This is a genomic window from Rhizobium brockwellii (assembly GCF_000769405.2).
Lineage (GTDB): Bacteria > Pseudomonadota > Alphaproteobacteria > Rhizobiales > Rhizobiaceae > Rhizobium > Rhizobium brockwellii.
This window is the reverse complement of sequence record NZ_CP053439.1, coordinates 670,938-695,691: the sequence shown is the minus strand read 5'-3', so window position 1 is coordinate 695,691 and position 24,754 is coordinate 670,938. Positions and strand designations below refer to the sequence as shown.

At 60.2% G+C, this 24,754-nt stretch carries 29 protein-coding genes and 2 pseudogenes; 14 read left to right on the top strand and 17 right to left on the bottom strand.

Features of this window, described 5'->3' with window-relative positions; genetic code table 11:
• Window positions 1-22: 22 nt before the first annotated feature.
• From RLCC275e_RS03455 to relB, 4 genes are all read right to left on the bottom strand, one after another.
• A complete protein-coding gene (locus RLCC275e_RS03455; RefSeq protein WP_171816923.1) occupies window positions 23-793 on the bottom strand; it encodes a DsbA family protein in 771 nt (256 codons plus the stop codon).
• 155 nt (window positions 794-948) lie between these two features.
• Entirely contained in the window at window positions 949-1,254 is a 306-nt protein-coding gene (locus RLCC275e_RS03450; RefSeq protein ID WP_033181354.1) for a type II toxin-antitoxin system RelE/ParE family toxin, read from the bottom strand.
• The gene (locus RLCC275e_RS03445; RefSeq protein ID WP_033181355.1) at window positions 1,241-1,516 is read right to left on the bottom strand and encodes a type II toxin-antitoxin system ParD family antitoxin; all 276 of its coding nucleotides are present in this window, start codon (window positions 1,514-1,516) and stop codon (window positions 1,241-1,243) included. Before RLCC275e_RS03445 ends, RLCC275e_RS03450 begins: the two co-directional genes overlap by 14 nt.
• Window positions 1,517-1,617: 101 nt before the next feature.
• Complete coding sequence (gene relB / locus RLCC275e_RS03440; RefSeq protein WP_003557195.1) at window positions 1,618-1,842, bottom strand: type II toxin-antitoxin system RelB family antitoxin; 225 nt, start codon at window positions 1,840-1,842, stop codon at window positions 1,618-1,620.
• A gap of 58 nt (window positions 1,843-1,900) precedes the next feature.
• On the opposite strand from relB, the gene RLCC275e_RS03435 reads away from it, so the two are divergent.
• The gene (locus tag RLCC275e_RS03435; RefSeq protein ID WP_033181356.1) at window positions 1,901-2,266 is read left to right on the top strand and encodes a hypothetical protein; all 366 of its coding nucleotides are present in this window, start codon (window positions 1,901-1,903) and stop codon (window positions 2,264-2,266) included.
• A gap of 28 nt (window positions 2,267-2,294) precedes the next feature.
• Here the strand turns inward: RLCC275e_RS03435 and RLCC275e_RS03430 are convergent.
• The 6 genes and pseudogenes from RLCC275e_RS03430 to RLCC275e_RS03405 form a co-directional block, all read right to left on the bottom strand.
• Window positions 2,295-2,495 (bottom strand): annotated as a pseudogene (locus tag RLCC275e_RS03430) (DUF721 domain-containing protein); the annotation flags it as partial.
• A 44-nt stretch (window positions 2,496-2,539) separates the two neighbouring features.
• A complete protein-coding gene (locus RLCC275e_RS03425; protein WP_033181357.1) occupies window positions 2,540-3,541 on the bottom strand; it encodes a substrate-binding domain-containing protein in 1,002 nt (333 codons plus the stop codon).
• A 26-nt stretch (window positions 3,542-3,567) separates the two neighbouring features.
• On the bottom strand, window positions 3,568-4,500 hold the full coding sequence (locus RLCC275e_RS03420; protein ID WP_033181358.1) for an ABC transporter permease: 933 nt from the start codon (window positions 4,498-4,500) through the stop codon (window positions 3,568-3,570).
• Between the two features lie 13 nt (window positions 4,501-4,513).
• The gene (locus tag RLCC275e_RS03415; protein ID WP_033181359.1) at window positions 4,514-6,001 is read right to left on the bottom strand and encodes a sugar ABC transporter ATP-binding protein; all 1,488 of its coding nucleotides are present in this window, start codon (window positions 5,999-6,001) and stop codon (window positions 4,514-4,516) included.
• A gap of 1 nt (window position 6,002) precedes the next feature.
• Window positions 6,003-7,007 carry a LacI family DNA-binding transcriptional regulator gene (locus RLCC275e_RS03410; RefSeq protein WP_033181360.1) on the bottom strand — a complete coding sequence of 335 codons (1,005 nt, stop codon included), beginning with the start codon at window positions 7,005-7,007 and terminating at the stop codon, window positions 6,003-6,005.
• Window positions 7,008-7,044: 37 nt separating this feature from the next.
• Window positions 7,045-7,191 (bottom strand): hypothetical protein, encoded by a 147-nt coding sequence (locus RLCC275e_RS03405; protein WP_165402002.1) that lies wholly within the window; start codon window positions 7,189-7,191, stop codon window positions 7,045-7,047.
• Window positions 7,192-7,243: 52 nt separating this feature from the next.
• Here RLCC275e_RS03405 and RLCC275e_RS03400 point away from each other — a divergent pair, with 52 nt between their 5' ends.
• Complete coding sequence (locus tag RLCC275e_RS03400) at window positions 7,244-7,687, top strand: RbsD/FucU family protein (protein WP_033181361.1); 444 nt, start codon at window positions 7,244-7,246, stop codon at window positions 7,685-7,687.
• Between the two features lie 86 nt (window positions 7,688-7,773).
• Here RLCC275e_RS03400 and RLCC275e_RS03395 read toward each other — a convergent pair whose 3' ends face one another.
• Window positions 7,774-8,265: a DUF721 domain-containing protein gene (locus RLCC275e_RS03395; protein WP_033181362.1), complete on the bottom strand. Its 492-nt coding sequence runs from the start codon at window positions 8,263-8,265 to the stop codon at window positions 7,774-7,776.
• A gap of 120 nt (window positions 8,266-8,385) precedes the next feature.
• Between RLCC275e_RS03395 and mutY the strand changes: the two genes are divergently transcribed.
• The 3 genes from mutY to RLCC275e_RS03380 are packed head-to-tail and all read left to right on the top strand — an operon-like array spanning window position 8,386 to window position 10,465.
• Window positions 8,386-9,477: an A/G-specific adenine glycosylase gene (gene mutY, locus RLCC275e_RS03390; protein WP_033181363.1), complete on the top strand. Its 1,092-nt coding sequence runs from the start codon at window positions 8,386-8,388 to the stop codon at window positions 9,475-9,477.
• 2 nt (window positions 9,478-9,479) lie between these two features.
• The gene (locus RLCC275e_RS03385; protein ID WP_033181364.1) at window positions 9,480-10,094 is read left to right on the top strand and encodes an HAD family hydrolase; all 615 of its coding nucleotides are present in this window, start codon (window positions 9,480-9,482) and stop codon (window positions 10,092-10,094) included.
• A gap of 5 nt (window positions 10,095-10,099) precedes the next feature.
• Window positions 10,100-10,465 (top strand): nuclear transport factor 2 family protein, encoded by a 366-nt coding sequence (locus RLCC275e_RS03380; RefSeq protein WP_033181365.1) that lies wholly within the window; start codon window positions 10,100-10,102, stop codon window positions 10,463-10,465.
• A gap of 168 nt (window positions 10,466-10,633) precedes the next feature.
• Here the strand turns inward: RLCC275e_RS03380 and RLCC275e_RS03375 are convergent, their stop codons facing one another.
• From RLCC275e_RS03375 to RLCC275e_RS03365, 3 genes are all read right to left on the bottom strand, one after another.
• Complete coding sequence (locus tag RLCC275e_RS03375; protein ID WP_033181366.1) at window positions 10,634-11,776, bottom strand: site-specific DNA-methyltransferase; 1,143 nt, start codon at window positions 11,774-11,776, stop codon at window positions 10,634-10,636.
• A gap of 142 nt (window positions 11,777-11,918) precedes the next feature.
• Entirely contained in the window at window positions 11,919-12,269 is a 351-nt protein-coding gene (locus tag RLCC275e_RS03370; RefSeq protein ID WP_033181367.1) for an antibiotic biosynthesis monooxygenase family protein, read from the bottom strand.
• On the bottom strand, window positions 12,266-12,595 hold the full coding sequence (locus RLCC275e_RS03365) for an NIPSNAP family protein (protein WP_033181368.1): 330 nt from the start codon (window positions 12,593-12,595) through the stop codon (window positions 12,266-12,268). The genes RLCC275e_RS03370 and RLCC275e_RS03365 overlap by 4 nt, the downstream gene beginning before the upstream one ends.
• A 72-nt stretch (window positions 12,596-12,667) precedes the next feature.
• Between RLCC275e_RS03365 and RLCC275e_RS03360 the strand changes: the two genes are divergently transcribed.
• Entirely contained in the window at window positions 12,668-13,354 is a 687-nt protein-coding gene (locus RLCC275e_RS03360) for an ArsR/SmtB family transcription factor (protein WP_033181369.1), read from the top strand.
• Window positions 13,355-13,399: 45 nt separating this feature from the next.
• On the opposite strand, the gene RLCC275e_RS03355 is transcribed toward RLCC275e_RS03360, so the two are convergent.
• On the bottom strand, window positions 13,400-13,831 hold the full coding sequence (locus RLCC275e_RS03355) for a hypothetical protein (RefSeq protein ID WP_003557164.1): 432 nt from the start codon (window positions 13,829-13,831) through the stop codon (window positions 13,400-13,402).
• Between the two features lie 198 nt (window positions 13,832-14,029).
• Window positions 14,030-14,239, bottom strand: a complete 210-nt coding sequence (locus tag RLCC275e_RS03350) for a hypothetical protein (protein WP_033181370.1) — start codon at window positions 14,237-14,239, stop codon at window positions 14,030-14,032.
• Between the two features lie 263 nt (window positions 14,240-14,502).
• Here RLCC275e_RS03350 and RLCC275e_RS03345 point away from each other — a divergent pair, with 263 nt between their 5' ends.
• The 6 genes and pseudogenes from RLCC275e_RS03345 to RLCC275e_RS03320 all read left to right on the top strand — a co-directional run bounded on the left by RLCC275e_RS03345 (window position 14,503) and on the right by RLCC275e_RS03320 (window position 21,046).
• Window positions 14,503-16,335, top strand: coding sequence for a methyl-accepting chemotaxis protein (locus tag RLCC275e_RS03345; protein WP_033181371.1), 1,833 nt, complete (start codon window positions 14,503-14,505; stop codon window positions 16,333-16,335).
• 33 nt (window positions 16,336-16,368) lie between these two features.
• Window positions 16,369-16,608 (top strand): annotated as a pseudogene (locus tag RLCC275e_RS03340) (hypothetical protein); the annotation flags it as partial.
• A gap of 208 nt (window positions 16,609-16,816) precedes the next feature.
• A complete protein-coding gene (locus RLCC275e_RS03335; RefSeq protein WP_033181372.1) occupies window positions 16,817-18,226 on the top strand; it encodes a Dyp-type peroxidase in 1,410 nt (469 codons plus the stop codon).
• Between the two features lie 358 nt (window positions 18,227-18,584).
• Window positions 18,585-19,274, top strand: coding sequence for an HAD family hydrolase (locus RLCC275e_RS03330; protein WP_033181373.1), 690 nt, complete (start codon window positions 18,585-18,587; stop codon window positions 19,272-19,274).
• A gap of 234 nt (window positions 19,275-19,508) precedes the next feature.
• The gene (locus tag RLCC275e_RS03325; protein ID WP_245277460.1) at window positions 19,509-19,808 is read left to right on the top strand and encodes a helix-turn-helix domain-containing protein; all 300 of its coding nucleotides are present in this window, start codon (window positions 19,509-19,511) and stop codon (window positions 19,806-19,808) included.
• Window positions 19,805-21,046 carry a type II toxin-antitoxin system HipA family toxin gene (locus RLCC275e_RS03320; protein WP_033181374.1) on the top strand — a complete coding sequence of 414 codons (1,242 nt, stop codon included), beginning with the start codon at window positions 19,805-19,807 and terminating at the stop codon, window positions 21,044-21,046. Before RLCC275e_RS03325 ends, RLCC275e_RS03320 begins: the two co-directional genes overlap by 4 nt.
• A gap of 32 nt (window positions 21,047-21,078) precedes the next feature.
• Here the strand turns inward: RLCC275e_RS03320 and RLCC275e_RS03315 are convergent, their stop codons facing one another.
• Complete coding sequence (locus RLCC275e_RS03315; RefSeq protein ID WP_003557150.1) at window positions 21,079-21,726, bottom strand: hypothetical protein; 648 nt, start codon at window positions 21,724-21,726, stop codon at window positions 21,079-21,081.
• A 275-nt stretch (window positions 21,727-22,001) separates the two neighbouring features.
• On the opposite strand from RLCC275e_RS03315, the gene thrC reads away from it, so the two are divergent.
• Together thrC and RLCC275e_RS03305 are read left to right on the top strand one after the other, a co-directional pair.
• On the top strand, window positions 22,002-23,426 hold the full coding sequence (gene thrC, locus RLCC275e_RS03310) for a threonine synthase (RefSeq protein WP_033181779.1): 1,425 nt from the start codon (window positions 22,002-22,004) through the stop codon (window positions 23,424-23,426).
• A gap of 3 nt (window positions 23,427-23,429) precedes the next feature.
• Window positions 23,430-24,728, top strand: a complete 1,299-nt coding sequence (locus tag RLCC275e_RS03305) for a M16 family metallopeptidase (RefSeq protein ID WP_033181375.1) — start codon at window positions 23,430-23,432, stop codon at window positions 24,726-24,728.
• Window positions 24,729-24,754 lie beyond the last annotated feature (26 nt).

The following is a 24,754-nucleotide window of genomic DNA, read 5'->3' as shown; positions in this document are numbered from 1 at the left end:
CGTTCTATCGAAACGATCCGGTTCAGAGCAGGCTGTCGATGAGCTTCGACAAGGTTTCAACCGGCATGTCTCCAGAGTAGCGCTTGCCATTGATCAGGAAAGTCGGGGTGGCGTTGACGCCGAAATCCTTGGAACCTCTTTCCCGCGTGGCGTTCACTTCATCCAGAAGCTTCTGGTTCGTCAAGCATTTCGTGAAGCTATCCTCAGTAAATCCGGCAAGCTTCGACATCTGCAGCAGTGCGGCGCGGCCATCATCGGCGGCGGCCCAGATCTGCTGCTGCTTGAAGAGCATGGAAACCATCGGGAAATACTGTTCCGGCGTGCTCAACTGTTCCGGATTGGAAGCGCTGCAGCGGGCGAGCATGAAGGCTGCGGCGGCGCGCGGGTCGAAGGGGAATTCGCGGATGATGAACTGCACCTTGCCGGCGTCGACGTATTTCTGCTTGATCGCGTCGAAGGTGGTGTTGTGGAAATGGGCGCAATGCGGGCAGGTCATCGACATATATTCGACGATCTTGACCGGGGCGTCGGCCTTGCCGAGCGCCATTTCCGGCAGCGCGCCGGGCTTCAGCACTTCTGCCATGTCGACATCGCCGTCGGACTCCGGCATTTCGGTCGCCGAGGTGGCCGCCGTCTGCATGGTGTCGACATTGGTGCCATCGGCCATGGTCTTGCCGGAGGACGAAGCATCGGCAGCGTCCTTGCTGTCGTTGCAGGCGACAAGCGCCACGGCAGCTGCGGCGATGGCGATACCGCTGAGCAGGCGGCGTTTCGTCAGTTGCATTTCGGACATCTGCATGAATTCCCCATAACTAATGAGATTGACGGCGTGACTGTGCGATATAACGGCTTGCGGCCGCTCACAAGGCACGGTTCACCAACTTCCTTCAAAGAATTGTGACCGCGGTGGGACCGAAAGCGGACGTTGCGTTCCGAAATGAGCGATTCTCAGTTTTCACGGAAGGCCGAAGGCGTATTCCGGCCGGCGTAGAACAGCCTCAATATCTGTACCCGATCCTTCACGACCCGGTAGGCGATCGTCACACGCCGCTCAAAAACCAGAATGCGAACCCCGGGGGCAAAATCCTCGCGCGGCGCTCCCCTTTCCGGCATGTCTTCCAGACCATGACAGATCTGCCTCAGCCGGCGGATGAATTCCATCGCCGCCATAGAATTGTCCGCAGCGATGAATGCGTAGATATCGAGCAGATCCTTCTCCGCTCTAGGACGAAATACAACCTTAAGCGCCACCATCCTCAGCCTTCATCCGCTCGGCATGCAGACGTTCGAGCCGCTCGAAGACCACATCGGAATCGATATCCGAACCCGGATCCTCGATCGCTTCGCGGATTTTCAGACGCATGATTTCGTCGATAGCATCCTCTTCCCGGTCGAGCGCACGCAATGCGGCGCGAATGACCTCGCTCGCCGAACTATAGGCGCCCGATTGCAGCCGTCCTTCTAGGCTTTTCTGCTGACTGCCGAGCGTAACCGTAATGGGTTTGCTGCTGCGCATTCCTGTTCACTCCTATCAAGTGATTACAGTGTAATACACGTGTGACAGAGTTCAAGTCACACTTCACGCCCAAGCTGGCATTCGGCTGATCGAGATGAAACTCAGTCGTCCAACCCGTAACGCGCCGTCAGCTCGGCCAGCGGCACGGTATCGCCCTCGTCGCGGCGAAGTTCTTCGAGGCGCCTTTCGGCAAGATAGATATCTTCGAGGTCGTCGAGATGAGCGAGGATGGCTTGACGCACATAGAAGCTCTTGCTGCGGCCGGTACGCTTGGAAAGCTCAATCAGCCGCGTTTCGATATCAGGGGGCAACTGTAAGACCAGCATGACTTTTCTCCCGTCTACGATACAAGTATAACAGATGACTATTCAGAGGGATATTTCAATGCATTCCTTGACGAAGACTTTTTTCTATTACGTGCTTATTGCCTCGGTCGCATTGGCCATGAACGTGACGGGCGCGCACACCTCTGAAGACGGCGGCAATATTGTTTTCAATCAGATGCTTAAATGTCTAAAGCTGCCTGCGAACGCGCCGAGCGCTTATAGCTTCCTGATTGTGGCGGTCATCAAGGATGGATCTGCCGACTTTTTATCCGTTAACTTCCGCACACCACCATCCGAATGGGAAAAAACGGCAGCCCCGTCGATCGCTGATGCGATCACACAGTGCGAGCCTTACAGCTCGATCTCGGGCAGGATGGAATTCGCCGTTACCCGCGAACTTATCGAAGCGGGATCAAAAAACTAAGCATGCGGAGATAGGGCGTTTTTGCTGATCAGCGTTGGTTCCCCCGCTTCCCCATCACCGCCGTGCCTAAGCGCTGGATCGCCTGGCGCAGCTTGTCATGCTCTATCCCCTCCATCATGCCTTCGAGCTTGCGGGCGGCTTCGCCTTTCAGCGGCGGCGGGGTGCGGGAGCGGCGGATGGCTTGTGAGACCGGCTTCTGGACGATGCGGATCTGGCGGACGGCGGCAAAGTCCGGCGCTTCTGTTGTCGCGCCGGAGTTCGAAGTCTATCGGATTACTTGCATTCAGGGTCGTCGCCGAAGCCCTTGCAGAAGAACTCGGCAGCGTTCTCCTTGGTGATCATCTTCGACGCAATCTCGATTTCCATCGAGCCGTCGTCCTTCTTGGTCAAGGTTCCGAGCTTTTCCAGCGCTGCGGTGTCGTTGGTGGCAAGCGCATGCGCGGCAATAACGCCTTCAGGCGCGACCGTGGAATAGGTGAAGGTCGCGGTCAGGTCGCCCTTGGCAACGGCGCGGATGGCGGCGTTCTCGCCGTCGATGCCGATGATGAGGATGCCTTCCTTGTCACGGCCGGCGGCCTGGATCGCCCGCAGCGCGCCAAACGCCATGTTGTCGTTATGGGCGTAAACGGCTTGAATCTGCCCGGCCGGGAAACGTTGAAGCGTGTCTTCCATGAACTTCAACGCCTTTTCCTGGTCCCAGTCGGCATGGGTTTCGGCAATCACCTTGATATCAGTGCCAGCGATGGCTTCGGCAAAACCCTCATGGCGCTCCACCGCGGGAGCGACAGCCGGATCGCCCTTGATCTCGACGACATTGCCCTTGCCTTTCAGCGCCTCGGCTATGTACTTGCCGGCAAGCGTGCCGATCGGTTTGTTGTGCGGGCCGACGTGCAGCGTAACGGGAATATCGAGGCTGCGCTCGAGCGTGATGACCGGAATGCCGGCAGCCAGGACCTGCTTGATGGTCGGAGCGATGGCGGCACTATCCTGCGCCGAAATCATCAGAACCTTCATGCCCTGGACCATCAGGCTTTCGACATCCGAAATCTGCTTTGCGGACTTGCCTTCCGCGTTGGTGACGATCAGATCGACATCCTTGAAGTGTTCCGCTGCATAGGCCTGGTTGCGTTTGGTCATCGTGTTGCGGTGGGCCGAGTTCGAGCTCGCCTGCGAGAAGCCGATGACGATCTTGTCCGCGCTGAAGGCGGGTGCGGCGGTCAAGATGGTGGCGAGCCCGGCGGAGATGATGAGCATGCGTCTGGTGATGTTGAGCATTTTAAGTCCTCCCTCTGGTTAACACGCTACTTGCGTGGTTTTCTTCCGGCTTCGAGCAGCACGGCAAGAACGATGATCGCGCCCTTCACCACCTGTTGTGAGAATGGTGAAACGCCTGCGAGATTGAGAATGTTTGCGATGATGGCCAGCACCATGGCGCCGCCGATCGTACCGAGAACGGTGCCTTCGCCGCCGAACAGCGACGTGCCGCCGATCACCGCGATCGTGATCGCTTCCAATTCGAGGCCGAGGCCGGAATTCGGGTCGCCGACGGAAAGACGGGACAGGAAAATCAGGCCGGAAAGTGCCGCCAGCACGCCACAAATGATGTAGACGCTGAAGATGACGAGCGGCACGTTGATGCCGGAGAGCCTCGCCGCCTCCTCATTGCTGCCGACCGCATAGATGGCCCGGCCGAACCGCGTGAAGCTGAGCACGACGGCCGCTATGATGCAGACTGCCGCAAAGACGTAGATCGGTGTGGGCACGCTCAGCATGTAGCCGCCGCCGAGCACGAAGAAACTGTCAGCGAGCTTTCCCGGATTGACGGTCCCGCCATCGGCGATCATCAGCGCGAAGCCGCGCACCATGACCATGCAGCCGAGCGTCATGATGAAGGCCGGAATGCGGAAATAGGAAATGCCGAGGCCGTTGACGCAGCCGACGAGGGCGCCGATGGAGAGACAGATCAGCACCATCAGCGGGATGGGCACCCCCTGCTCCATCAGCACCGCGCCGGTGACGCCGACCAGTGCGACGATCGACCCCACCGAAAGATCGATCCCCTTGGTGAGGATCACGAATGTCATGCCGATGCCGAGGATCCCGTAGAGCGCAACCTGCCTCAGGACATTCAGGATGTTGATGGGGTTGAGAAAATGAGGAGAGATCAGCGAGGCGGCGATGATCAGTACGATCAGTGCACCGGCAAGACCCGTTCCGCGCGGAAGATACTTCATGGTAGTCCCCTCATTAATGTAGTGCCGCGAAGTGCATGACGTCTTCTTCAGTCGCGGTGCGCGCGTCGAGTTCAGCCGTCACCTCGCCCTCTCTCAGGACATAGAGCCGGTCGCACAAACCAAGGATTTCAGGCAGTTCGGAAGAAGCGATGACGATTGCCAGCCCGCGGGCCTCCGCCAGTTCGACCAGCAGGTCGTAGATTTCGCGCTTGGCCCCGACGTCGACGCCACGTGTGGGCTCGTCGGCCAGCAGGATCTCGCATCCGGCGCTGACCAGCCTCGCCAGCACGCATTTCTGCTGATTGCCACCCGAAAGGTTCTGCGTCGCTGCTGCGGCATTCGGCGTCCTGATCCGCAGCCGTTCGATCAGACCGTTCACGATTTTGCGCTCGCGGCGCAGAGAAAGAAGCCCGAAACGGACGATCTGCGCCAGGCTCGCCGACATGATGTTGAAGCCGACGCTCTGTATCAGGAAGAGGCCCTCCGTCTTGCGGTCTTCCGGCACCAGGCCGAGCCCCTTGCTGATGCCGGCGCGCGGCGAACCGATGCTGGCCATCACGCCGTTGATCCTGACTTCGCCGGCACCACGCGGATCCGCGCCGTAGATGGCGCGCAAAAGCTCGGTGCGGCCGGCACCCGCCAGCCCGAAAAGACCGACGATCTCGCCCTTTCGAACATGGATGCTGACATTTTTGAGCAGCGCCGGCGTCGAAATGCCCTGAGCGGACAGCGCTTCCTCGCCGATCCGGGGCGTGCGGGTGGGGAAGACGTCGCCCACTTCCCGGCCCACCATGCTGCGAATGAGATCGTCCGTCGTCAGACCATTGGAAGGTCCGTTGTGGATGACTGTGCCGTCGCGCAAAACGGTGACCGTGTCGCTCAGTTCGAAAACCTCGCGCAGGCGATGCGAAATATAAACGAAGGCAACGCCGCTCTCACGAGCCAACTGCCGGACAACCCGAAACAGCTGATCGATCTCTGCCTGCGCCAACACCGCCGACGGCTCGTCGAGAACGATGATCCTGGCATTGCGCGCCAGGGCCTTGGCGATCTCCACCATCTGTCGCTTGGCAACGGAGAGCGTCCCGATCCGAGCGGTCGGATCGACATCGAAACCGAGCCGGTCAATAACCTCGATGGTCCGGCGCTTTGCCTCGCCCCAGTCGATCAGGGCGCCCTTGCACGGCAGCCGCCCCATCAGAACGTTTTCGGCGACGGTCAGGTGCGGCGCCTGAGCCAGTTCCTGATAGATAACCGCAACCCCGCGCGCGATCATCCCGGCTGGGGTCGGGTCGAGCACCGCTTCGCCAAAAAGCTCGATGCGCCCCTCGTCGGCCGAATAGGCGCCGGAAAGGATCTTCATCAGCGTCGATTTTCCGGCCCCGTTCTCCCCCACCAACGCCCTGATTTCTCCGGGCTGCAGAGAAAACGACACGCCTTTCAGGGCCCGCACGCCCGGAAAGGATTTGGTGATCCCAGCAAGAGCCAATGCCGACGTCATTTCAATGCCCTCCGCAGCCGCAGGAGCGGCGAATTACCAGTTTTGCCGGCAGGCGGACCTGCCGCACGTCGTCGGTGCTCGATTTGATCCGCCTGGACAGCATTTCCGCAGCCTGCATGCCGATCATCTCGCTTGGCTGCGCCATGACGGTCAGCCGCGGCTCGAAGCAGTCGGCCCAATCGAAATCGTCAAAGCCGATCAGCGCCAGATCCTCGGAGATGCGCAAGCCAAGATCCCGCACAGCGCGCATGACGCCGATCGTGGCCAGATTGTTGCCCGAGGCGATCGCCGTCGGGCGGTCCGCCCGGCCTAAGATCTCAAGCGCCGATTGGCGGGCATCCGCGCTGTTGGCATTGCCTTCGCTCATCAGGCTGCGATCGATCTCCAGCCCGTGCTTGCGCATGGCGCCGACGTATCCACGCACGCGTTCGATCGTGGAAAGCAGCCCGGGCTCGCCGGCGATGAGGCCGATGCGGCGGTGGCCGTGGCCCACCAGATGGTCGATCAGCGTCTCCATCGCCGCCTCGTTGTCCAGGCAAACCCCGTCCGCATCGGCAACCGTCAGACGGTCGACAAGCACGAAGGGCATGCGAGACGATTTGAGATAGTCGATGGCGCGGTTTTCCGGATCGCCGGACGGAGCCAAAATCACCCCATCTACTCGCCGCTGGACGAGTTCGCGGACCAGCCGCAGCTCGGTCTCCGGATCGTTCTGCGTGTCGCAAAGAAAGACGAGCTGGCCGATGGCGGCGCAGGCTCTTTCGATAGAGGAGACGATATCGTTGAAATAGTAGTTGGTGCTGATCGAGATCGCGATACCCACGGCATCCGTCGATGATCGCACCAGTGAGCGGGCCACGGCGTTCGGTACAAATCCGAGGGTTTCGATCGCCTGCCTGACGAGCGCCGCCGTCGCGTCATTCACATGCCGCGTGCCGTTGACAACGTGCGACACGGTAGAGACCGAGACACCCGCGACGCGTGCAACGTCAGTGATTGTCGCCATGATTGCAGACCTCTCCCATCACGCCTGACGCGCAGCTTCAAACCGCCGCCGCGTCACCCCCAGAACAAAAAGTCGAAATATTGCCGCCCGCGAACAAGCCTCCCAGCTCGACGGTCACCCGGTCTATTTCATCCTCCAATGAAATGCTGGAAATCGATATATGACCATCGAAACGTTTGCGCAAGCGTTTTCGTTAGCTATTATGGCGATATTGGAGTCCATTGGGAGGAGCGAACATGGCACTGAAAAACATTCCGGGGATTCTCTGCCCGGATCTTTTGTGGATACTGAGCGCGATGGGCCACGGGGATGAACTCGCCATCGTCGACAAGAATTTTTCGGCGTGCCGCGTGTCAAAGAAGACCGTGACTGGCAAACTCGTGTCGATGAACGCGGCGAGCGCCACAGACGCCATAGCGGCGATCCTGGCAGTCATGCCGCTCGATCACTTCGTCGAACAGCCGCTCATGCATATGGAGGATCCGGATCAGGCCGGCACGATGCTACCGGTTCATGCGGATGTGGAATTGCTCTGCTCGACGGTCGAAAAGCGCAGCATCAAGAGCAGGTCTATCGAGCGCTTCGCCTATTATCCGTTGGCTGAATCCTGCTTTGCGGTGGTTCACACAGGTGAGACACGGCCCTATGGCAACTTCATCCTGAAGAAGGGTGTGGTTTAGCGATGGTCTGAGACCTTGAAGGCGTGACCTGTGCGTGATTGGTCCGCCTGTGGACTTCATCGGCTCCGATCGAGCACGCGCCACATTTATCGTCCGCGCTTGCCCATCACCGCGGTGCCCAGGCGCTGGATTGCCTGGCGCAGCTTGTCGTTCTCGATGCCCTCCATCATGCCTTCGAGCTTGCGGGCGGCTTCGCCTTTCAGCGGCGGCGGGGTGCGGGAGCGGCGGATGGCTTGTGAGACCGGCTTCTGGACGATGCGGATCTGGTGGACGGCGGCAAAGCCGAAGAAGCTGTTGATGCGCTGGATGAGTTCGCCCTGCGCATGGGTGAGAAAGAGCGCACGCGCGCCTTCGCAGGCAATCGTCAGCACGCCGGGGCGGAAGCCGCCGGTCTCATTGCCGCCGCGGGCCCAGGCGATCTTTTCCGGCCGGGTGCAATCGGCGAAATCCTCGCCGGCAATTTCGCTCCACGAGCCGAGCAGAGCCGTGTTGATGCCGGCCCGCCTGGCAAGCACGGGATCGATCAGCCCGTTCGCCAGCTCGGAAATCTGCTTTGCACCTTTGCGTGGATAACTCATCGAAACCCTTCAGCGACGCCGCCAATTCGCATGCCAATTCGCGCGTCAATTCGTAGGGGCGACTTGATCGCGCGGCATTGTTTCGCCAAGTATAGGCACTTCCCCTTATCGCGGCAAATCATGACGATCACCACACTCGACACGCCCACCGCAAAGCCCCTGCTCGACTGGTACGATCGCCATCACCGCGAGCTGCCCTGGCGTGTTTCGCCCGGCATGGCGGCCCGCGGCGTCAAGGCCGATCCCTATCGCGTCTGGCTGTCCGAGGTGATGCTGCAGCAGACGACGGTGCAGGCGGTCAAACCCTATTTTGAGCGGTTTCTCCAGCGCTGGCCCGAGGTGACCGATCTTGCCGCAGCCGAAAACGACGCGGTGATGGCCGCCTGGGCGGGGCTCGGCTATTATGCGCGGGCCCGCAACCTGAAGAAATGCGCCGAAGCGGTGGCGAAAGTGCATGGCGGCATCTTTCCCGATACCGAAGAGGGCCTCAAGTCGCTGCCTGGCATCGGCGACTATACCGCAGCAGCCGTCGCGGCCATCGCCTTCAACCGGCAGGCGGCGGTCATGGACGGCAATGTCGAGCGAGTGATCTCCAGGCTCTATGCCATCGCCACGCCGCTTCCAGCCGCAAAGCCGGCGATGAAGGAGAAGGTGGCGCTGCTGACGCCTGAGACACGGCCCGGCGATTTCGCCCAGGCGATGATGGATCTCGGGGCGACGATCTGCACGCCTAAGCGGCCGGCCTGTTCGCTCTGTCCGTTCCGGGGTGCCTGCGAAGCACTCAAATCTTCCGATCCCGAGCTCTTTCCGATCAAGGCGGCGAAGAAGGAGAAGCCGGTCAGATATGGCGCGGCCTTCATCGCGGTAACCGGTGATGGCGAGATCCTCTTGCGGCGGCGTATCGACAGCGGCCTGCTCGGCGGCATGACCGAGGTGCCGACAACGGCGTGGACGGCGCGCATCGACGGCGAGACCTCGGCCGCCGCCGCGCCCTTCGATGCGGCATGGCAGGCCGCTGGCACCGTCATCCATGTCTTCACCCATTTCGAGCTCAGGCTTTCGATCTGGCGTGCGGCAATCGCTGCCAAGGTCGGCACGAATGACGGATGGTGGGAGCCGGTTACAAATCTTGAAGCCCAGGCCTTACCAACCATCATGAAAAAAGCGATCGCAGCGGCTATTCCTCTCGCGTTTAAAACATCCAAGGGATGACCATGACCACCGACATAAGACATATCGTTTTCGATATCGGCAAAGTCCTTATTCATTACGATCCGCATCTTCCCTTCAGCCGCCTCATCCCTGATGAGGCCGAGCGCAACTGGTTCTTCGCCAATATCTGCACCCATGACTGGAACATCGAGCAGGACCGCGGCCGCACCTGGGCGGAGGCCGAAGCGCTGCTGATCGAACAGCACCCTGCCCGCGAAGAGCATATCCGCGCCTTCCGCAAATATTGGCACGAGATGGTTCCGCACGCCTATGACGACAGCGTCGCGATCATGGAAGGGCTGATCGCCGAGGGGCGCGACGTGACGATGCTGACAAACTTCGCCTCCGACACCTTCCGCGAGGCGCAGGCGCGTTTCCCCTTCCTGACCAAACCGCGCGGCGTCACCGTTTCCGGCGATGTCGGCCTGATCAAACCCGATATCGCCATCTACGAGACGCATACGAAAAGCTTCGGCCTCGATCCGGCTGCGACGATCTTCATCGACGACGCGCCTGTTAATGTCGAAGGCGCCAAGGCCTACGGCTGGAATGCGGTGCTGTTTTCGGGGCCTGAGAAGCTGCGCAGCGATCTTGCCGCTTACGGATTGAAGGTCTGATATCCATGGCATTCGACCCCGCAGAAGAAATCGAACGTTTTCACGCCGCCATCAACGCCCTCGATTTTCCCGCCATCGAGGCTTATTTCGCCGAGGACGCGACCTATGTCTCGAACGGCGTCGGCGATCTCACCGGCCGCGCCGAAATCATGGCCGCCTTCCGGCGTTATTTCGATGACTATCCCGACCAGACGGCGGAAAATTCGCTGGTGGAAACGTTGACGCCGCTGTGCGGCCGGTCGGTCTGGTCGGTGCGCGCCACCCACAGCAAATCAGGCAAGCCGCTGATCCGCGAGGGCGAGGAGACGATCACCTTCAACGCGGAAGGCCGCGTCACACGGGTCGACGTCACCGATTACCAGGAGTTCTGATCAGATTTCCGAACTGGAGCAATTCCGGCAAAAGTGTAGAGCGGTTTTGCGTCCGGAATTGCGCAAAAACAAAAAGAGGACGCCCGGGTTTGACCCCGGGCGCCTTGGTCTTCTTCCGCAACTGGAGGGAAATCGGAAGAAGGTATCTCGATCTCGCGAAGGTGGTGCTCACTCCGCCTTTGCCAGATCACTGCGGATGACGGACCTGAGATCATCGATCGGGCGCAGGGACTGCCCGTCTTCGAAATGCCAGAAGGTCCATCCGTTGCATGCATCGAGACCCTGCACCTTGGCGCCGAGACGATGAATGGAGCCGGCCTCGCCGCCTGAAGCTACCGTGCCATCGGCGCGGACAATCGCGCTATAGCGGCGCCTGGCGTCGGTCAGCACCTGACCGGGCTTGATCAGGCCGCTTTCAACCAGCACGTTGAAGGCGACGCGAACTTCGGCCTTCTTGCCGGTCATGACGGTCAGTTCCGCCTTGCCGAGCGGCTCGACGGCGGCGATGCGGGCCGAGGCCGCATCGATATAATCCTGTTCGCGCTCGATGCCGACGAAGTGGCGGCCGAGACGCTTGGCGACGGCGCCCGTCGTTCCCGAGCCGAAGAAGGGATCGAGCACGATATCGCCGGGCTTGGTCGAGGCCATGATGACGCGGGCAAGCAGCGCCTCCGGCTTCTGCGTCGGATGCGCCTTCTTGCCGTCCTCGCCCTTCAGCCGCTCGCTGCCGTTGCAGATCGGGAACAGCCAGTCCGAGCGCATCTGCACGTCGTCATTGGCGGCCTTCAGCGCATCGTAATTGAAGGTATAGCCCTTGGCCTTGGCGTTGGGGCTTGCCCAGATCATCGTCTCATGGGCGTTCTGGAAACGGCGGCCCTTGAAATTCGGCATCGGGTTGGTCTTGCGCCAGATGATGTCGTTGAGGATCCAGAAATTCAGATCCTGCAGCGTGGCGCCGACACGGAAGATATTGTGGTAGGAGCCGATCACCCAGATCGAGCCTGTCGGCTTCAGCACACGCCGGCAGGCGAGCAGCCAGGCGCGTGTGAAGGCATCATAGGCCTCGAAGGAGGCGAACTGATCCCATTCGTCGTCGACCGCATCGACCAGCGACTGGTCGGGACGATGCAGCGTTCCGCCGAGCTGGAGATTATACGGCGGATCGGCAAAGATGATGTCGACGGAGTGGCTGGGCAAAGCTTCAAGGGCGCTGACGCAATCGCCCTTGATGATCGTGTCAACCCAAGAGCCCGGCCGGGAATCCGACTTGACGGAAGCCTTGAGGTCGGCAAGCGGAAAAACTGATGCCATTCTGATACTCACTCATACGCTCTACGCTTAACTGTCCGTTATGGTTACGCAACTTAGTTACCAAAGCCTGAAGCGGTGGCCGATTTCGGGAATTTATTCGGGTGGCCGATGAGTGAGCGGCAGAGTTTGCCGACGCCGGCGATCAGGCCGCGTCGTGAACGCGGCGGCTGTCGGCCGGCGCCTCGTCGCGTTCGAACATGCCGTAATCGCGGATGACGCTGGCGATCCGCAGGCGGTAATCGGCAAAGATGCCGCCGCGTCCGGCCTGCTGGGCTGCCCGGTGCACATCGAGATTGCGCCACTGCTTGACGGCTTCCTCATCGCGGAAGAAGGAGAGCGACAGCAGCTTGCCGCGGTTCGTCAGGCTCTCGAAACGCTCGATCGAAATGAATCCGTCGATCTTTTCGAGCTCGCCGCGCAACTCGCCGGCGAGATCCAGATATTTGTGGCGTTCGCCCATATAGGGCACGACTTCGAAGATGACGGCGATCATGACAGCACCAGCTTGGCGTGGGGAGCGGAGACATTTTTGAGGAAGATGCGATCCTCCTTCAGGATGAAGCCTTCGCGTCTGGCAAATTCATAATTCTCACGGCCGAGCGGGTCGGAAGCCAGCCTGGCGCGATAGGCTTCGTAGGCGGCGAGGCTCTCGATGTTATAGACGCCGTAAGCGGTCGTTGCCGAGCCCTCATGCGGACCGAAATAGCCGATCAGGTCGGCGCCATTCTTCGGGATTGCCTGGCCCCAGTTGCGGGCATATTCAGCAAACGCCTCCTTCTTGAAGGGGTCGATCTGATAGCGGATGAAGCAGGTGATCATATCGTTTCTCCTTTGGCTGCCCACCCGTTTTCGCAGATTGCCTGACGGCGATGCTTCGGTTACGATCGAAGTATGAAGGAAGGTCCAGACATTGCGCAGATCGGCGCGCTCATCGGCGATCCCGCCCGCGCCAACATGCTGGCGGCACTCACCGGCGGCCGGGCGCTGACGGCGACCGAGCTTGCCGGGGTCGGCGGCATCACTGTGCAGACGGCGAGCACGCATCTGGCTAAGCTCGAGGCCGGCGGGCTGCTTGCCCAGCGCAAGCAGGGGCGTCATCGTTATTTCACGCTGGCCGACGAGGCCGTCGCCCGGCTGATCGAAAGCATGATGGGCTTTGCCGCCGGACGCGGGCATCTGCGTCACCAGCCGGGACCGAAGGAGCCGGCGCTGCGCAAGGCGCGCATCTGCTACGATCACCTTGCCGGCGATTACGGCGTGCGCATGCTCGACAGCCTGATTGCCTCCGGCTCGATCGACGCGGTCGGAGACGGCCTGGCGCTGACGGAAAAGGGCGAAGGCGATCTCAAACGCATCGGCATTAATGTCGGCGACCTCAGATCGTCGCGCCGGCCGCTCTGCCGCTCCTGCCTCGACTGGAGCGAAAGGCGCGCCCACCTCGCCGGCAGCCTCGGCAAGGCCCTGCTTTCAAGCTTCCTCGACAAAGGCTGGGCGCGGCGCACGGCCGAAAGCCGCTCGATCCTGTTTTCGCCGGAGGGCGACCGGCAGTTTCTGAAGCTTTTTCCGGTCGATGCGTAGGTTATTGCCGACCCGCAAGAGGTTCCGAGGCACTCTCTAGCGCCCTCACGCACCTGCCCTCTTTTCATCTTCCTGCCGCACATGCGCCCGCAGCGCCGCCAGCGTGAGCGCCAGCGCGGCGTGATTGCTCTCGGCTTCACCGAGCACGCTTTCGCTCTCCTTGATCTCGCGCAGCTGCGCACCGTAGAGCGAATCATCCGCTGTCTGGCGGCCGCGGGCAAGGTGCCAAACCGCATCCGGCCGGACTTCCCGGCACAGGTCGATGGCGTGATTGACGTCGTGTGTGAAGGGTCGCGCCATCAGGAAGCCGTGCTCTGACTTGATACTGCTCGGCAGGTAATCGTGAGGACCGTCGAAATCGTTGGGCTCGGCCGGCCGGAGTTGCTTCAACAGAAAGGCGCAGGTGATGAAGGCGTCGATCCGGCTGTCGGGCATGTCAGTCTTTTCCAGGGTTTCGATGATGTCCTCGATCGTCATGCAGTCTTCCTCTTCATCCATTCTCTAGGCATGCCGCTTGTTCTCCTCCCAAGAGCGGCGGTGGCGTCCTCCTCGATCGCCATCTAGTGCATGAGTTTGCCAAAGGTAGTCCCCGGGCTGCGGTTAGTCCGGCATGAGGCGGATTTGATGGATGTCGCGCCGTCCTCAACCCGGAAAGGCTCTAGCGGCGACTTGCCTCTAGCAGCCTTTCTTCCTCATCTTCCTTTCGATCTTGGCTCTCTTGTCGGTGCCATCCCCGGCATGTTTTCCGCCGGTCAGGGCATTATCCTTCATCGCCTGCAGCTGCGCGCAGCTTCGGTGCTTGCCCTTGGCGACGACGTCGGTGGATGTGAAGGCAAACAGCAGCACTAAGGCTGCTGCCGGTCGGACGAAAGCTGAAAGCCTCATTGTCCCTCTCCTCTTGCACATGCATGCTACGCCCCGGACCGTGAAGCAGCAATGAGCCTCGACGATGCCGCGGCACTCGCGCAGGTCCGTCATCCTATCGGCATCGGGCATCCGCTCGACCAAGCCAAGAGTTCAACTTTTCATCGAAAGTGAAATATCCGCTGCAACCTATTGTTTTCGCGCCGCTAAGCGACACGGTGCTGAGAAATCATTAAGCATGTTCCGGTACTCTCGTGTTCTGAATTTAACGAGAGAGCCCTATCATGGCGTCGATCCAGCATAAGATCATCTTCGCAAGCATCGCGATTTTCGGGTTGGCGGGCGGCGCTACGGGCGTCGGCATCTGGTCCGCCTCGACCCTCTCCGCAAACAGCGCCGACGTTGCCCAATCAGCGCAAATTCTGCGAAACCACATGCAGGCCGACATGATGCACGACGCGCTGCGCGCCGACGTGCTGGCGTCGATACTGGCGTCCAATCCGGCAGCAGGCATAGACGCTGCTGCGGTGAAGGCGGATCTGGTGGAGCACGAGGCGTCGTTCCGCGAGATGATCGATGCCAACAAGGCTCTTGCCACCGACGACAAGACCAAAACGATCCTTGCCAGCGTCGAACGTCCCCTGCTTGCCTATATCGCAAGCGCCACTGAGATCGTCGATCTCGCCGGCAAGGATCCCAGCGCGGCTTTGAAGGCATTGCCGGATTTCATGGCGCAGTTCTCGACGCTGGAAACGGCCATGGAACAGGCCGGGGATCAGATTACGGCTGCGTCGGACGATATTTCCAAGCACAGCTCTGAGATAAAAGCTTCGGTCGATATTGTTCTGAAGGCACTTCTGGGCTTAGCCGCGCTGTTCGCCATTGGCCTCTATTTCCTGACCCGCAAGACCGTCACCAAGCCGATCCTCGCCCTTTCCAACGATATGCAAAGGCTTGCCGGCGGTGACACGGCGATTGAATGCAGCGGGATCGGCCGCACCGATGAAATCGGAACGATGGCATCGGCCGTCGAAGTCTTCCGCCAGGCAGCGATTGCCAATAAGCAGCTTGAGCAAGATGCCGAGGCAGCCCGATTGCAGGGCGAAGCCGAGCGGGTCACGGCGCGAAAGCAGGCAGACGAAGATGCCGCCGAACGGCTGCGGGCGGCGACATCAGGCCTCGCCGCGGGCCTGAAGAGGCTTGCATCCGGCGATCTCGCCTTCCAGATCGAAGAGCCCTTCGCTCCTGATTTCGAGAACCTCCGGCATGATTTCAACATGTCGATCCGGCAGCTCGATCAGACACTCAGCGCGATTGCGACCGCCATTGCCGCGATCGACGAAGGCACCAGGGAAATCGCCTCCGGGGCCGGCGATCTGTCAAAACGAACCGAACAGCAGGCAGCCTCGCTCGAAGAAACCGCCGCAGCGCTCGATCAGATCACCGCCAATGTCTCGAACTCAAGCAAGCGGACCGATGAGGCACGCACCGAAGCGACCGATGCAAACCGCAATGCCGCCAAATCTTCGGAAGTCGTGTCGCATGCCGAAGAAGCCATGCGCCGCATCGAGGCTTCGTCCCAGCAGATTTCCAGCATTATCGGCGTGATCGACGAGATCGCCTTCCAGACCAATCTGCTGGCGCTGAACGCCGGTGTCGAAGCGGCACGCGCCGGAGACGCAGGCAAGGGTTTTGCGGTGGTCGCCCAGGAAGTCCGCGAACTCGCCCAGAGATCGGCTCAGGCGGCAAAGGAAATCAAAGGCCACATCCAGAAATCCTCGGTGGAAGTAGATAGCGGCGTCAAACTGGTTCTCGACACCAGCCAGGTTCTGAAGGCGATCAGCGAGCAGATTGCCCGCATCAATCAGCACATGGATGCAATCGCCGTATCGGCCAGAGAGCAGTCGACCGGCCTTGCCGAAGTCAACACCGCCGTCAATTCCATGGATCAGGTGACCCAGCAGAACGCGGCGATGGTGGAGCAATCCACCGCGGCATCCGGCCAGCTTGCACAGGAAGCTGCCAAGCTGCGCGAACTCGTTTCCCGGTTCAGGCTTCGCGCGACGGCTTCGACGCAATCTGCAGCTGGACGCCGGGGTGGGCAGCTGGCGGCCTGACGGCTGCTATCTGCTCGCCATTTCCATCCCGGCGACGTCGGGGACCTCAAATCATCGCGGCGGCGGCTCTGCCGCTCCTGCCTCGACTGTAACGAAAGGCGGGCTCATCTTGCCGGCAGTCTCGGCGAGGCCCTGCTGTCAAGTTTCTTCGACAAAGGCTGGGCGCGCCGGACGGCGGAAAGTCGCTCCATCCTCTTCTCAGCGGAAGACGACCGGCAGTCACTGCACTCTTCAGCCGATCTGGCAGCAGAGCCCATCCAAGAGGGCGGGTGATAAATCAGATCGAACTCCACGACACGTCCCTCACCCGCAGCATCGAGGACATGCGGAGCACCCTGATACCAATAGGTTCGTATGTAGATCAAAAAAGGCAAGAGATTCAAACCGTCATTGGAAATACAAATCAAATAATAAATGGTTGCGTTGACTCTAATATGCTACCTGTTGTTTAATGGCTACGTCATTAACGGAGGAACGCAAGATGTCCGTCACGTTAAACTCTCCAATCTCATGGAAAAATCTATCGGCTGACGACAGCACTATGCTTAACAATCTTCAACCGAACATCATCAAGGCGCATGTTCGTGAGTTTTTGACTCTGTTTTTTCTGCGGTTTGACGACAAGGAGGCTGCGAAAAGCTTCCTTCGGGCAATTTCCACGACGCTGATGAAATCGGCAAAGCAACATTTAATGGAAATTGAAGCATTCAAGGCCAAACCTTCGACGCCGGGAACGCCGTACATTGGGCTTGGCCTTACTGACGCGGGCTATCAAGCGCTCCAAATCGCCCAAAGACCGAGCGATCCGATATTCCGCGCGGGTATGCAAAAATCCGACTTGAATGACCCTGATGTCAGCAGGTGGGATTCTTATTTTCGCAATCCCATCCATGCGGTCGTTTTGGTGGGAGATATGCTCAATGACACCAAGGTCACGGCTCATGATCAGGTGGTAGACTTGATCCAAGCCTCGCAGGGGGTAACGATCGTAGGGACGCAAGATGGCCTGGGCCTTCACAATGACAATGAAGAAGGTATCGAACACTTTGGCTATGTCGATGGGCGAAGCCAGCCGCTGTTTCTGCTGGAAGACATCGACGCCGAAGAAAACGCGACAGATGGGATTGCGAACTGGGACCCGGCTTTCCCATTAGAACAGGTCATTGTTCCTGATCCAGCAGCGCCCGATCCGGCCGTGCATTTCGGAAGTTACTTCGTATACCGAAAGCTGGAACAAAACGTCCGCCGCTTCAAAAGGCAAGAGCAGAAACTTGCAGATCGCTTATTCGGATCTGATGACGAAAGGGCCGGCGCCATGGTCGTCGGGCGCTTTGAGGACGGAACGCCGGTCACGATGCAGTCAGAAGACGGAGTTGAGTCACCCGTCCCGAACAACTTCAACTACTTCAGCGACAAGAGCGGCGCGAAGTGTCCCTTTTCAGGGCATATCCGAAAAACCAATCCGCGAGGGTCGGGCGGGTTCGAAAACATTGCTGGCGAGCGAAAGCACCTCATGGCCCGACGCGGCCAAACCTATGGCGTGCGAACAGATAATCCGAACGATGGCAAGATCGAGAACAAACCGAGTAAATACGTCGGCCTGCTGTTTATGGCGTTCAACAGTGACATAGGCAATCAGTTCGAATTCACTCAAAAAAATTGGGCCAACAATCCCGGTTTCCCGGCCGTGCCGGCTGGCTTTCCACCGCCAGGGGTCGATCCGGTCATCGGTCAAACAAAACAAGATGCTGCGCGACCAGACATGGAAGGAGCCGCCATCTGGGGTGATCCCAGTTCCCTCAAGACCGTTGCAACCGTTCCTCAAGCGGTGAAGATGAAGGGAGGCGAGTATTTCTTTATGCCGTCCCTCGCGTTTCTGAGCGCGCTTTAAACTTGCCATGACGTCGGCGGGCAATCCTGCCGACGTCATTCCACGGTCATCTCCAGGCGCTCTCATTTTATAGCGCCGCGCACGATGCGCTAGGCGAGCATTCGGCTGATGCGGCTTGCGATTGTGCCTTCCGGTTCCCTCCCCATGCGCGTTCGGTGACCAGCGGGTTCCTGCTTGTCGAGGCCGGGATGACGGCGGCCAACGGCGCCGATCCGGCAGCGATGCCGGAGCCGGTCGTCTGCCGCATCGCAGCCATGCTTGAGATCCGGTTGAGCTTTGGCCGGGCATCGTGTAAAGCCGCAGCATTCCCGGACAAGACCCAGGCTTCCAGCCCAGACTTTCAGCAAGGCGTGAACATATGGACGGCTTCGACCTCATCATCTTCGATTGCGACGGCGTTCTCGTCGATTCGGAAATCATCGCGGCGGAAGTCGAATCCGCGCTTCTGACAGAGGCCGGATATCCGATCGGCGTCGAAGAAATGGGCGAGCGCTTCGCCGGCATGACGTGGCGCAACATCCTGCTGCAGATCGAACGCGAGGCGAGCATCCCGTTTTCGGCCTCGCTGCTCGACAAGTCGGAGCATATGCTCGACCTCAGGCTGGCGCAGGACGTCGAGGCCATTCCGGGCGTCGAATTCGCGCTCTCCAGGCTGCCGATCAAGCGCTGCATCTGCTCGAATTCGAGCACCAAGCGGCTCGACATGATGCTGACCAAGGTCGGGCTGAAGCCGCTGTTTGCGCCGAACATTTTTTCTGCCAAGGATCTCGGTCCCGATCGCGCCAAGCCGAAGCCCGACATCTTCCTGCATGGCGCAAGCCAGATGGGTGTTTCGCCTGACAAGGTCGTTGTGGTCGAGGATTCCGTCCACGGCGTGCATGCGGCACGCGCCGCCGGCATGCGCGTCATCGGCTTCACCGGCGCCTCGCACAGCTATCCCGCCCATGCCGACAAATTGACGGATGCCGGCGCCGAAACGGCAATCTCCCGCATGAACGACCTGCCAGGCGTCGTTGCGGCACTGGCGGCCTGGGACAACGTTCTCTGAGGCGCCTCAGGCCCGCGATCCGCGGGCTATGCAGAGAGCATTCTGGTTTCTCCGAGTCACTGACGTAAACGACTGCGCAGTCTTGCGCTGGTGGCAACTGCCGCCAGACTTCGAGCTGCTACGCCAACGGCAGGTATCAATCGGATTTCCGTGCGATCGATTTCGCGCCATTGAGATTGGAGATAATTGCTATTATATTGGCAATTATGTTCGTTATCTGATATAAGCGCTATTATGTTCACATTTAATATGACCTCTCCCGCCGAGGTGATTGTCGGCCTGTCGGAACGGATGAAGCGTCGGCGTATTGATGCCGGCCTCACGCAGAGGGAGTTAGCAGCAAGAGCTGGCGTTTCCTACGGGTCGCTACGACTGTTCGAGGAAACGGGAAAGATTTCGCTCGAAGCTCTTGTGAAGATTGCCTTTGTTCTGGAAGCCGAAGCCGAGTTCGAGCACTTGTTTCCGCCTCGCCCGCCCAAAACAATTGACGATGTCATTGGCCGTCCTGTCAGGCAGAGGGTGCGCAAGAGATGAAATTCAAGCCGATCCGAAAAACGAGCGTCGTTCTCGATCTCGTGGGGAGCGAGAGAAATTTGGGAACGCTTGCCTGGAGTAGCGACGACCGCCGAGCCTATTTTGAATATTCGGCGGAATTCCTCGCTGCGCCTTTGCCGGTGTCCCCCTTCAATTTAAAAGATAATGCGGGCCTCATCGCGGCGCCGCGCGATCCGTTCGACGGACTCCACGGTTTGTTTAACGACAGTCTACCCGACGGATGGGGACGGCTCCTGCTTGATCGCCGTCTTCAAAAGGCCGGTATCGACTATCACCTGCTCACCCCGCTGGATCGCCTTTCCGCGGTTGGAAAGACGGGAATGGGTGCGCTCTCATATATCCCCGAGCTAGCCGACGACGAAAGGAAACCAGCCACCGACATCGATTGGGATTGGTTCGTCGAGCAGGTCGACCTCGTCCAAGCCGAGATGGACATTGCCGACATCGACACTCTGCAAGGCGCGCAGGGCGGCTCTGCGGGGGCACGTCCAAAAATCATGATAGGATTCAACAAGGCCCAAAATACATTCGCTCTGGACTACGGCCAGGACATGGAGCCCGGTTTTGATCGATGGATGGTCAAGGCGCGCGGCGTCGGCGATCCCGCCGACATCGGGGTCGAGGAGCAGGCCTATGCTTTGATGGCATGCGACGCAGGGCTGGAGATGGCCGAGACGCGGATATTCGACACCAGCAAAGGGAGCCGTCTTTTCGCCACCAAGCGATTTGATCGGACACCGGCCGGCCGGCTGCACATGCACACTGCCAGCGGCATCTTGAACGCCAGCCATCGACAGGCATCGCTGAACTACGGACAACTCCACAAGCTGACACTCATGATGACACGCGACAGTTCCGAAGTCCTACGGATGTTTCGGCGCATGGTCTTCAACGTGTACGCCAGGAATCGAGACGACCACGCCAAGAACCACGCCTTCCTCATGAACGCAGACGGGCGATGGATCCTCTCTCCTGCTTACGACCTGACCTTCTCTTCTGGACCAGGAGGAGAACACAGCGTGGATATTGCAGGCGAAGGAAGAAGCCCTGATATGAAGCACCTGCTGACAGTCTCCAGGCAAGCATCGATCTCTGATCAAGACGCGAGAGATGTCATCGATCAGGTTCGCACCGCTATCGAAGGCTGGCAACAATTCGCAGAAAAAGCTGGCCTATCCAAATCCCGTACAACCGAGCTTGACCGGATTCTGAACTAGAAGGCCTGCTTCCCACGTTTCCTGGAATTGCTCTAGCTGCTCTTCTTGGTCTTTGCCGGCAGGGTGTCGAAGCCGATATTGACGCGCACCAGGGCGCCGGAGCCGACCGGCATCTTGATGCCGTCCTTGCGGAAGATCACCTGCGTGCCCGGCGCACCCGCCGGAATCTCGGTCGGGAATTTGGTGACTTCGGAATAGAGCACGGTCTCGCCGTCGACGACGGAGATGCGGATCGGCAGGGTCACCGGCCCCGGCGTGCCGGCCGGGCCGGTGATCAGGCGCAGCTGGGCAACGACGGTCATCGTCAGGTTCGTGTCGTTCAGCGTGCACTGGCGGGTGTAATCGCCGACGGAGGCCTGGAAGACGATCTGCTGCGGATCGTCCTTCTTGCCCTTGGCATAGGTGCGGAAGATCGCATCCTGGTCACGCATGAAGATCTGCGGGCAGGCGCCCTGGACGACGGGGGCGACCGTGCCCTGCGCCGTCGTGCCGGTGCCGATCGAAGGATTGTTCGACGAGGGGTTGGCTGGCGCCAGCGGCATGATCTGCGCGGTGCCGTTCGGCTGGGTCGGCGGCGCCGACGACTTGCTGTCGCCGCCTATGCCGAGCGAATTGCAACTAGTGAGCAGGGCAAGAAAAGATGCGGAGACGATGAGACGCGAGACCTTGCCGAGCACCATATTCCATCCCTTGTACAAGCGTTTCTTGGAGGCCCCATGTCTTTTCAGCAGGGCCTTTCATGACGGTTTGCGATGGTCTATATCAGCGGCGCAAACAAAAATCGATTGGGTAAGCGCCGTTTTGATGCACTTTTCGACGCCGGATGCGGGCAACTTCAAAAGCATACAAGCAAAGCCCGGCCGGCAGAGCGGCGCCTTTTCGATTTCCGGCCCGATTTCAGGCAGAGCGGGCCATGGTGCCGGCCGGCCGGGTTTCCTCCAGCGATAGATCAAGGATGACGAACGTGGATTATATCTCGACCCGCGGCGAGGCCCCTTCCCTCGGCTTTTGCGACGCCCTTTTGGCCGGGCTGGCGCGCGACGGCGGGCTCTATGTTCCGCGCAAATGGCCGAGCTTTTCCAAGAAGGAGATCCGGGCGCTCAGGGGCAAGACCTATCAGGAGATCGCCTTCACCATCCTGTCGCCCTTCACCAATGGCGAGATCCCCGACGACACGTTCCGGGCGATGATCGACGAGGCCTACGGCACCTTCCGCCATCCGGCGATCGCGCCGCTCGTCCAGACCGGGCCGAACAGTTTTGTCATGGAGCTTTTCCACGGCACGACGCTCGCCTTCAAGGACGTGGCGATGCAGCTGCTCGCCCGGCTGATGGATTATGCGCTGGAAAAGCGCGGCGAGCGGGCGACGATCGTCGGCGCCACCTCGGGCGACACCGGCGGGGCTGCGATCGACGCCTTTGCGGGGCGCGAGCGCACCGATATCTTCATCCTCTTCCCGCATGGCAAGGTCTCGCCGGTGCAGCAGCGGCAGATGACCACCTCGTCGTCAGCCAATGTGCATGCGCTTGCCGTCGAGGGCAATTTCGACGATTGCCAGAACCTGGTGAAGGCGATGTTCAACGACGTGGCTTTCCGCGACAGGGTCCGGCTATCAGGCGTCAACTCGATCAACTGGGCGCGCATCATGGCCCAGATCGTCTATTATTTCACGGCATCGGTCGCGCTCGGCGGGCCGGACCGGAAGATCTCGTTCACGGTGCCCACAGGCAATTTCGGCGATATCTTCGCCGGCTACTGCGCCAAGCGCATGGGCCTGCCGATCGACCGGCTGGTGATCGCCACCAACGAGAACGACATTCTGGCGCGGGCGCTGAAGACCGGCCGCTACGACATGAAAGCGGTCAAGGCGACGAGTTCGCCGTCGATGGACATCCAGATCTCGTCGAACTTCGAACGGCTGCTCTTCGAAGCCTATGACCGCGACGCCTCGAAGGTGCGCGCGGCGATGGAAAGCCTCAAGCAATCCAACGGCTTCGAGATCGGCGAACAAGCGCTGAAGGCAATCCGCCGCGACTTCCGCGCCGGGCGCGCCAGCGAGAAGCAGGTGGCCGAGACGATTCGCAAGACCCATGCCGAGACCGGCTATCTGCTGGATCCGCATTCGGCGATCGGCGTCTTCGTCGCTGCCAAGAAAGAAAAGTCGAATACGCCGATGGTGACGCTTTCGACCGCGCATCCGGCGAAATTTCCCGCCGCCGTAAAATCCGCCTGCGGTATTGACCCGGCGCTTCCGACGTGGCTTGCTGATCTGATGCACAGGGAGGAGCGTTTCCAGATCATCAAACCGGAGCTGAAAGCCGTTGAGACTTTTATCGGCAAGCATGCCCGCGGCGAGACGACAGCAGGCGCAGAAAGATAGCCAATGACAGTTGAGTGCACCCGGCTGAAATCCGGGCTGACAGTAGTCACAGAGACCATGCCGCATCTTGAAAGCGTTGCGCTCGGAGTCTGGATCAAATCGGGATCGCGTAACGAGACGGACAACGAGCACGGTATCGCTCACCTGCTCGAACACATGGCCTTCAAGGGCACGGCGCGGCGCGCGGCCCGCCAGATTGCCGAGGAAATCGAGGATGTCGGCGGCGAAGTCAATGCCGCCACCTCGACCGAGACGACCTCCTATTATGCCCGCGTGCTCAAGGACTACGTGCCGCTCGCCGTCGATATCCTCGCCGACATCCTGACGGAGTCGGCCTTCGAGGAAGAGGAGCTGGAGCGCGAGAAGCAGGTGATCCTGCAGGAGATCAACGCCGCCAACGACACGCCCGACGACGTGGTGTTCGACCGGTTCTCCGAGGTCGCCTATCGCGACCAGACGCTTGGCCGGGCGATCCTCGGCACGCCGGAGACCGTCGTCTCCTTCACGCCGCAGCAGATCCGTGGCTATCTCAGCCGCAACTACACGACCGACCGCATGTTCGTGGTCGCCACCGGCGCCGTCGAGCATGAAGAATTCCTGCGCATGGTCGAGGATCGTTTCGCCAGCCTGCCGACGGCCCCTTCTGCACCGCCCGTCATGGAACCGGCGCGTTATATCGGCGGCAGCGTGCGCGAACCGCGCGACCTGATGGACGCGCAGATCCTGCTCGGCTTCGAAGGCAAGCCCTACCACGCCCGCGACTTCTACTGCTCGCAGATCCTCGCCAATATTCTTGGCGGCGGCATGTCGTCCAGGCTCTTCCAGGAGGTGCGCGAGTTCCGCGGCCTCTGTTATTCGGTCTATGCCTTCCACTGGGGTTTTTCCGACACCGGCATCTTCGGCATTCATGCCGCGACCGGCGGCGAAAACCTGCCGGAACTGGTGCCCGTCATCATCGACGAGTTGCACAAATCCGCCGACGCGATCCACCAGAAGGAAATCGAGCGCGCCCGCGCCCAGATTCGCGCCCAGCTGTTGATGGGTGCGGAAAGCCCGGCCGCCCGGGCCGGCCAGATCGCCAGGCAGATGATGCTCTACGGCCGGCCGATCTCCAATCCGGAGATGATGGAACGGCTGGAAGGCATCACCATCGAGCGGCTGACCGACCTCGCCGGCCGGCTGTTCTATGACACGGTGCCGACGCTTTCGGCGATCGGGCCATTGGAACAACTCGCGCCGATGGAAGACATCACTGCCTCGCTTACGGTGCCGGCGTCGAAGACGCTGCAGGCAAGCCGCTGAGCCGACGTCCGTCCTGCCGGGAGTGA

What these genes read in the sequence shown, in the direction of transcription:
- RLCC275e_RS03320 (WP_033181374.1), top strand. Translation starts at nt 19,805, where the DNA reads ATGAAATTCAAGCCGATCCGAAAAACGAGCGTCGTTCTCGATCTCGTG.
- RLCC275e_RS03400 (WP_033181361.1), top strand. Translation starts at nt 7,244, where the DNA reads ATGGCACTGAAAAACATTCCGGGGATTCTCTGCCCGGATCTTTTGTGG.
- RLCC275e_RS03355 (WP_003557164.1), bottom strand. Translation starts at nt 13,831, where the DNA reads ATGACGATCGAGGACATCATCGAAACCCTGGAAAAGACTGACATGCCC.
- RLCC275e_RS03420 (WP_033181358.1), bottom strand. Translation starts at nt 4,500, where the DNA reads ATGAAGTATCTTCCGCGCGGAACGGGTCTTGCCGGTGCACTGATCGTA.
- RLCC275e_RS03365 (WP_033181368.1), bottom strand. Translation starts at nt 12,595, where the DNA reads ATGATCACCTGCTTCATCCGCTATCAGATCGACCCCTTCAAGAAGGAG.
- RLCC275e_RS03425 (WP_033181357.1), bottom strand. Translation starts at nt 3,541, where the DNA reads ATGCTCAACATCACCAGACGCATGCTCATCATCTCCGCCGGGCTCGCC.
- RLCC275e_RS03350 (WP_033181370.1), bottom strand. Translation starts at nt 14,239, where the DNA reads ATGAGGCTTTCAGCTTTCGTCCGACCGGCAGCAGCCTTAGTGCTGCTG.
- RLCC275e_RS03410 (WP_033181360.1), bottom strand. Translation starts at nt 7,007, where the DNA reads ATGGCGACAATCACTGACGTTGCACGCGTCGCGGGTGTCTCGGTCTCT.
- RLCC275e_RS03315 (WP_003557150.1), bottom strand. Translation starts at nt 21,726, where the DNA reads ATGGTGCTCGGCAAGGTCTCGCGTCTCATCGTCTCCGCATCTTTTCTT.
- RLCC275e_RS03445 (WP_033181355.1), bottom strand. Translation starts at nt 1,516, where the DNA reads ATGCGCAGCAGCAAACCCATTACGGTTACGCTCGGCAGTCAGCAGAAA.
- RLCC275e_RS03325 (WP_245277460.1), top strand. Translation starts at nt 19,509, where the DNA reads ATGTTCACATTTAATATGACCTCTCCCGCCGAGGTGATTGTCGGCCTG.
- RLCC275e_RS03415 (WP_033181359.1), bottom strand. Translation starts at nt 6,001, where the DNA reads ATGACGTCGGCATTGGCTCTTGCTGGGATCACCAAATCCTTTCCGGGC.
- thrC (WP_033181779.1), top strand. Translation starts at nt 22,002, where the DNA reads ATGACGAACGTGGATTATATCTCGACCCGCGGCGAGGCCCCTTCCCTC.
- RLCC275e_RS03335 (WP_033181372.1), top strand. Translation starts at nt 16,817, where the DNA reads ATGTCCGTCACGTTAAACTCTCCAATCTCATGGAAAAATCTATCGGCT.
- RLCC275e_RS03380 (WP_033181365.1), top strand. Translation starts at nt 10,100, where the DNA reads ATGGCATTCGACCCCGCAGAAGAAATCGAACGTTTTCACGCCGCCATC.
- RLCC275e_RS03375 (WP_033181366.1), bottom strand. Translation starts at nt 11,776, where the DNA reads ATGGCATCAGTTTTTCCGCTTGCCGACCTCAAGGCTTCCGTCAAGTCG.
- RLCC275e_RS03385 (WP_033181364.1), top strand. Translation starts at nt 9,480, where the DNA reads ATGACCACCGACATAAGACATATCGTTTTCGATATCGGCAAAGTCCTT.
- RLCC275e_RS03330 (WP_033181373.1), top strand. Translation starts at nt 18,585, where the DNA reads ATGGACGGCTTCGACCTCATCATCTTCGATTGCGACGGCGTTCTCGTC.
- RLCC275e_RS03455 (WP_171816923.1), bottom strand. Translation starts at nt 793, where the DNA reads ATGTCCGAAATGCAACTGACGAAACGCCGCCTGCTCAGCGGTATCGCC.
- relB (WP_003557195.1), bottom strand. Translation starts at nt 1,842, where the DNA reads ATGCTGGTCTTACAGTTGCCCCCTGATATCGAAACGCGGCTGATTGAG.
- RLCC275e_RS03450 (WP_033181354.1), bottom strand. Translation starts at nt 1,254, where the DNA reads ATGGTGGCGCTTAAGGTTGTATTTCGTCCTAGAGCGGAGAAGGATCTG.
- RLCC275e_RS03360 (WP_033181369.1), top strand. Translation starts at nt 12,668, where the DNA reads ATGAAGGAAGGTCCAGACATTGCGCAGATCGGCGCGCTCATCGGCGAT.
- RLCC275e_RS03435 (WP_033181356.1), top strand. Translation starts at nt 1,901, where the DNA reads ATGCATTCCTTGACGAAGACTTTTTTCTATTACGTGCTTATTGCCTCG.
- RLCC275e_RS03370 (WP_033181367.1), bottom strand. Translation starts at nt 12,269, where the DNA reads ATGATCGCCGTCATCTTCGAAGTCGTGCCCTATATGGGCGAACGCCAC.
- RLCC275e_RS03395 (WP_033181362.1), bottom strand. Translation starts at nt 8,265, where the DNA reads ATGAGTTATCCACGCAAAGGTGCAAAGCAGATTTCCGAGCTGGCGAAC.
- RLCC275e_RS03305 (WP_033181375.1), top strand. Translation starts at nt 23,430, where the DNA reads ATGACAGTTGAGTGCACCCGGCTGAAATCCGGGCTGACAGTAGTCACA.
- RLCC275e_RS03345 (WP_033181371.1), top strand. Translation starts at nt 14,503, where the DNA reads ATGGCGTCGATCCAGCATAAGATCATCTTCGCAAGCATCGCGATTTTC.
- mutY (WP_033181363.1), top strand. Translation starts at nt 8,386, where the DNA reads ATGACGATCACCACACTCGACACGCCCACCGCAAAGCCCCTGCTCGAC.